We start from the raw sequence: 6,573 nt of genomic DNA on the forward strand, positions 1-6,573 counted from the left end.
GAATTATCCAATACTTTTGTTTAGCTGACAATCTAAGTGTTTTAACCCATCTAAATTACCTAGCTGAAGATAGCTGTTTGAAAACGCTGGCAAGGAAACGAAAAACATCGATTGCCAGAGTTCGAAAGAAATTCAATAAAGGTTCAACTTGGGGTATCTCCTACATTAACAAAGGAAAGACTCAATACGAACCATGGGACGTTTACTCTTGGGATAAAATTAAAAAAATGTGTAACTATAAGGGAAATCCGGTTATTACCATTAATAGATTTACATTCCAAGGTCGCACGCATCTAACTGACCGTTTGAAAGCGGAACGTTGTGAGTGCAACAAAACAACTCAACTGCAAATTCATCACATTGGCACGGTTCGCAACGCGAACCACCAAAGTATCATGAATAAAAGTACCAAGGTATTGTGTAAAGACTGTCATCGAAAAGTGACAAATCAACAAATACATGATATCAGAGAGAATATGAACGATAAGAATAAATAGCTAATTAACCGCGAGGGGAAATTAGTTCTCGCAAGAGAGTAAATTATGGAAAGCCGGATGCTGGGAAACTTGCTTGTCCGGTTTGGACGGGGGCTGATTGTAAATAAAACAGCAAATACAAATCGCTGAATAAAACGCAATTAATCTATCCGTATTAAAGCATTTGGTTAATCCTGGTGATGAAATTATCACTTCCGAATTAGAGCATCATTCCTGTTTATTGCCTTGGATGCAAATAGCTAAAGAAAAAAAAGCTAAATTAATTTTTATTCCTTTAGATAAAAATTATAAAATTCAAGTAGATAATTTTTATAAAGTTTTATCAGATAAAACAAAATTTGTGGTTTTAGGTCATATATCTAATACTTTTGGCGATGAAATACCTATTAAAGAAATTACTAAAATCGCTCATCAAAAAAATATTTTGGTCATTTTAGACGCAGCACAATCAATAATACATTTATCGTTGGATGTCAAAGATTTAGATATAGATTTTTTAGCTTTTTCAGCTCATAAAATGTATGGTCCTTTTGGTATTGGTATTTTATTCGGAAAAAAAAAATTATTAGAAGAATTATCTTCGCCTAATATTGGCGGAGGTAATATTTGCGAAGTTAATCATCATAATTTTATTTTCAACGAATTACCAAACAAATTTGAACCAGGAACATTAAATATTGGTGCTATTTTAGCTTTTCGAAAAACTTTGAATTTTATTAGAAAAATTGGGATACCTCGGATTCAAAAACATACTAATGATATTATTAATAAAATCAAAAGTTTTTTAAAATTAATGCCTCAAATTATAATTTTTAATCCTACGTCAACTAATATGATTTTATTTAATTTTAAACAAATTCATGCTCATGATATAGAAAGTTTTTTGAATCAAAATGATATCTTTGTGCGTACTGGTAAACATTGTGCTAATTTAATTATTCAAAAAATAAATCAAATTAGTACTATTAGAATTTCAGCTGGTATTTATAATAATGATCAAGATATCAATCGTTTAATATCTATTTTACATCAAATCAAAGATTTAAAAAGCATTTTATAATGAAAAAAATATGAAAATAAATTCCAAATAAATTAATAATTCCAAATAAATTAATTTTAATTTTTGTTATAAAAAGATAAATTTTTTTCAAAAATAAAAAAAATCAATATAATAAATAAAGGAAGAGGTGAACACTAATTTATTTAAAAGATGAAGATAAAAAAATTATGTTATATCATTGGGCGCCAAAGAGGCCTAAATTTCGTGCTATCTAACCAATAGCCAGAGCCGATAAACTCTGAAAGGATATGGTTGGTTTGGCAAACGAAAGAATGTCAGACTACAGCAAACCATAAAAGCGGGTTGCGACGAAAGCAAATTAGTCAAGAAGACCCCGCCACCGAATAATTCTATGGGGAAGCCTGCAATGGCCTAAGAAGGAAATTGAGGTAATTAACAAACCTGTTCGGAAGTTGCTTAAACGGACAGTCCAGAGTCTACTAATATAAAAATGATGTATTGAGTAGTTTATCAAAGAGAAAAAACCTGGAATCAACCTCTCAAAAGAGGATACTTCCCCTAAGGAATTAAGGTAGAAATTTAGTGTAACTTGGAGAATCCTAAAATCAGGTAATTAAATTTACTAATCTGGAAATAAAAGCCCGGATGGTCAAGGATAAAGAATCTTTTTAGTAGTCGTAAGGGTAAACCTAAATTTGGAATAATTTAGTTAATCGGCTTACCAAGAGGAGAGTTAATAACTCTTATAGGGCGAAAGAAGAAAGTAATTTATTATTTTATTCAATGACATCCAATGAGATCGAGAAAAAAGTCGATAAATAATGTCAATAACGGTTTCACCAGAAACTAAATTTTCACGAACATTGGATAGAATTCAATATTGTTCATTAAAAGGCTACTCTTTAAAAAGAGAACTCCAACAGGGAATGAATAACTTTCAGAATACGTCAACGGCATTCAATAGAATTTCCGCTAATAAAGGAGCGGGCACACCCGGAATTTACAATGAAACCATTGATGGAATTAATCTAGGGAAACTAGAAAGATACCATCAGGAGTACGTTAATAATGGTTATAACCCGGAACCAGTTAAAAGAATTCTCATTCCTAGTGATAATAAAGGAGCTAGACCTCTGGGGCTACCCACTATCAAAGATCGACTAATACAAAAATGTCTCGAACAACTCTTGACTCTCTATTTTGAAAATATCTTTTCAGCATGGAGCTTGGGATTTAGAACCAGAAAATCTTGTCATGACGCTATCAAACGTGTTAAACAAAGATTTAAAGGGATTGACTATATGGTCAAAATTGACTTAAAAGGTTACTTTGATACCATCAATCACGAGATTCTCATAAGAACCTTAAATCGGTTCATCAGAAAGAATAAAGTCCTCTCGACCATTAACAAATGGTTGAAAGCCGGTTTCATGAAAGATGGGGTCAAATACGAATCCTTATCCGATTCTCCTCAAGGAGGAATTATTTCCCCCTTGCTGGCGAATGTATATTTACATTACATGGACCTGAAAATGGAGGAATTGATTAAAGAAGAAAAACCAATTAAGAAAGGAAACCCAGAATATGGGAAAGCATGGCGTAAAAACCAACACCACAAACTGGGGGTCGATAAGTATATCAAAGTATATCAATCTAAACCCGAAGATAAGAGTTGAGTACATCCGCTACGCTGATGATTTTATCATTGGTGTTAAAGGTGAATATGACAAAGCCGAGAAGATTAAGAATCAAGTGGTCCAATGGCTAGAGCAAGATTTAAAACTTACCATAAATAAGAATAAATCGAAAATTGCAAAAGCTAGTAAAGGAACTAGATTTCTATCCTACATGATTAAGGTAAACCCCACCAATAAAACTCGTACAAGGAAATCCACAAAGAATTCCTTAAACGGTCAAGTTCAAATCTGGATTCCCCAAGCGAAAGCCAAAGAATACGGACATGAATATAATTGGGTAAAAGAGGGAAAGGTAAAACACGACGAAACATTAGCGGGTAGAGACGAATTAGAAATAATTCGAACCTATCAAACAATTGTTAGAGGAATTATCCAATACTTTTGTTTAGCTAATAATCTCGGTGTTTTAACCTATCTAAACTATCTAGCTGAATATAGCTGTTTAAAAACACTGGCAAGGAAACGTAAAACGTCAATTGCCATAGTCCGAAAGAAATTCAATATAAGTTCAACTTAGGGTATTTCCTATATTAACAAAGGAGAAACCCTATATGAACCTTGGGCTGTCTACTCTTGGGATAAAATCAAAAAAATGCGTAACTATAAGGGAAATCCGGACATTACCATTAATAGATTTATATTCCGAGGTCGCACACATCTAACTGACCGTTTGAAAGCGGAATGTTGTGAGAACTGCGACAAAACAATCCAACTGCAAATTCATCACATTGGCACGGTCCGCAACGCGAACCACCAAAGGATCATGAATAAAAGTACCAAGGTATTGTGTAAAGACTGTCATCGCAAGATAACCAATCAACAAATACATGATATTAAAAAGAATAAGGACGATAAGAATAAATAGCTAATCAACCGTGAGGGGAAATTAGTTCTCGCAAGAGAGTAAATTATGGAAAGCCGGATGCTTGGAAACTTGCTAGTCCGGTTTGGACGGGGGCTGATTGTAAATAAAACGGCAAATACAATCGCCACATAAAACGCAATTAATCTATCCGTATTAAATAATCCTTACAATCAAGGTTTATCTGATAATTCTAATTATTTATATTTTCGTTACCACAATAATTATTGTGGTGATGCGATCGAATTACAACTTTATATTATTGATTCTCATTTGCAAAATATTCGCCATAATACCCAAGCTTGTTCAATTTGTTGTATTTCAGCAAGTATTATGTCTATGACGGTTCAAAAACAAAATATTCAACAAGTATTAGTGCAAATTAAAAATTTTTTAGCTATGTTAAATAAGCAAAAATTTGATATTAATCAATTGAATAAAGAATTACAAATTTTTAAATTTTTTTGTGATAACCCAAGTAAAATTTCTTGTATCAGTTTACCTTGGAAAGCTCTTGAAAAAGCTATAGAATCTTGGAAAAACAAAAAATGTTTATAAAGTTATTAGTAAATTTATCCCTTAATTAAGTCATTAATTTAAATTTAATTATAAATGATTAATTCCAATTCATAAAACTTTTTTTAAGATAAGAATTTAATAAAAAATAGAATAATTTATATCTATTGAAAATGTTAATTTAAAATTTTAATTATTTAAATTTAAAAATAAAAAAAATTAATTTATAATTTTAATAATATTAAACATTAAGATATAATTGCTAAAAAATAATATGCAAGCAAATAATAATAAATTGAAAAAAATAAAATCAAAAATCAATCTTTTCGAATAAAATAATTTAATTTACCAAAAATTTAATCAAAAATTAATTAATTATTATGATTATTAGATAAATAATAAGGAATTTTAACAATTCCTGGAATAACTATATTAGATAATAAGAAAGGATGATCATTATTATAATCATAATTGATTTCGATACCATTGGGGGTTATTTCTTTTTTTAATCGCGCTGTGTTATCTAAATAAATGTATTCAAAAATATGTTTATTAGGCCATGTTTCTTTTATTAAGCAACCATGAAATTCATCAAATTCTTGAATATAACCGTGAGGAAAAATTATTTTAATAATATGATTAAGCGGATTGTTCTTTAAATATATAATTTTTGTATCTCGGGTAACTCCTTGGTTATCAGTAATTTTGGTAATTTGATAATTTTTAGTATCATCCATTTCAACTATAGAATTATCTGGTAACTTAATTTTGGTAATTGAATTATTTTCTGATTTTAAATTTGGTTCCAAAGAAGATGCTGTTATAATTATGTTATCTTTTGTTGTCATTTGGATCGGTAATAAATGATTATCATATTTTATAATAGTACCATTAGGTAAAATTTCTTTTTTCAATTTATAAAAATAATTTTGATTTATTTTTTGCAATTGATATTCTCTAACTGATTTATCATTTAAAATATCTTGATGAATAAAACATAAATAAAAACCGTAATATTCTCTTTGTTCACCGATTGGAAAAATAATTTTTTGTATTGTTTGGGTTTTAGGATTGTATTCACGAATATATTCATGAGAAATTTCTTGAATAACATCTTGGTTATAATTATAGTTTCTAGTTACACCATTTAAAAAAGTTTCCTGTATTTTATGATATTTATAAATTTTTGTTGTTTCGTCAGGAAAATTTTCTTGTAATAAGTATTTATCAAATCGATAATCTTTATTTGGTAAATTTATTTTTTTTTTCTTATTATTATAATCATAATAACTAATGATACCATCAGAATTAATTTTACAAAATAAATGTTTTTGTTGATCATATTCTTGAATAGTTCCATCTGGACAAATAATTTTTTTCACATTAGCTAAATTATTTAAATCAAAATCAATATCTTGAGTTTCATTGATACTATCAATATCACGATTATGATCTTTTTGAATATTTGTATTAGTTTTTTGCTTTAACAATTTACCTGTAATATAATCATATTTTTTAATATTACCTTGTTTATCAATAATTTTAATAATTTTAATAACATGATCTCCATCGTTAATTGGTATTTTATGAGACATTTTAAAATCTAAATTATCTTTTAATATTGTTAATTTGTTGAAATTATTTTTTTTATTCAAATGAATATAATCGTATACACAAATAAAAACCAATATTAATAACAATATTAATAATAATAAATACATAAATTTATTGTTTGTTAATTTTGGCAGAATTAAAAAACCTTTCTTTTTGATTAGATATTATTTTATAAGAGATTATTAGCTAAACAAAAGTATTGGATAAAAATTTCTCGGACAATTGCCTTATATGTTCGAACTAAATATAACAATATAGATGGAGCTATTATTAGTTCTGCTCCTAGTAGAGAAATTTCGAATTGTTTATTAAATTATCCTTTTTATGCGTTTAGTTTTTTGCAAAGAAAAAAACTTAATTTTAAAT

At 28.5% G+C, this 6,573-nt stretch carries 4 protein-coding genes and 1 pseudogene; 4 read left to right on the forward strand and 1 reads right to left on the reverse strand.

The genetic code is table 11. The annotated features are described in order from the left end of the window. The 4 genes and pseudogenes from OC698_RS02485 to OC698_RS02510 form a co-directional block, all read left to right on the forward strand. Positions 1–497: group II intron reverse transcriptase/maturase (locus OC698_RS02485; RefSeq protein WP_304513136.1), on the forward strand; the 497-nt coding region annotated here is incomplete at its 5' end. A gap of 163 nt (positions 498–660) precedes the next feature. After that, a complete protein-coding gene (locus tag OC698_RS02490; RefSeq protein WP_420887792.1) occupies positions 661–1,557 on the forward strand; it encodes an aminotransferase class V-fold PLP-dependent enzyme in 897 nt (298 codons plus the stop codon). Between the two features lie 782 nt (positions 1,558–2,339). Next, positions 2,340–4,080, forward strand: a pseudogene (locus OC698_RS03235) (reverse transcriptase domain-containing protein). Positions 4,081–4,218: 138 nt separating this feature from the next. Continuing rightward, positions 4,219–4,635 (forward strand): iron-sulfur cluster assembly scaffold protein, encoded by a 417-nt coding sequence (locus OC698_RS02510; protein ID WP_304513142.1) that lies wholly within the window; start codon positions 4,219–4,221, stop codon positions 4,633–4,635. A 329-nt stretch (positions 4,636–4,964) separates the two neighbouring features. Here OC698_RS02510 and OC698_RS02515 read toward each other — a convergent pair whose 3' ends face one another. Next, a complete protein-coding gene (locus tag OC698_RS02515; protein ID WP_304513140.1) occupies positions 4,965–6,314 on the reverse strand; it encodes a hypothetical protein in 1,350 nt (449 codons plus the stop codon). Between the last annotated feature and the right edge of the window lie 259 nt (positions 6,315–6,573).

The organism is Candidatus Phytoplasma gossypii, from assembly GCF_030586975.1.
GTDB classification, from domain to species: Bacteria; Bacillota_I; Bacilli_A; order Acholeplasmatales; family Acholeplasmataceae; genus Phytoplasma; species Phytoplasma citri.

Excerpts from the sequence above, each read along its gene's own strand:
- OC698_RS02515 (WP_304513140.1), bottom strand. The coding sequence starts at position 6,314 with ATGTATTTATTATTATTAATATTGTTATTAATATTGGTTTTTATTTGT.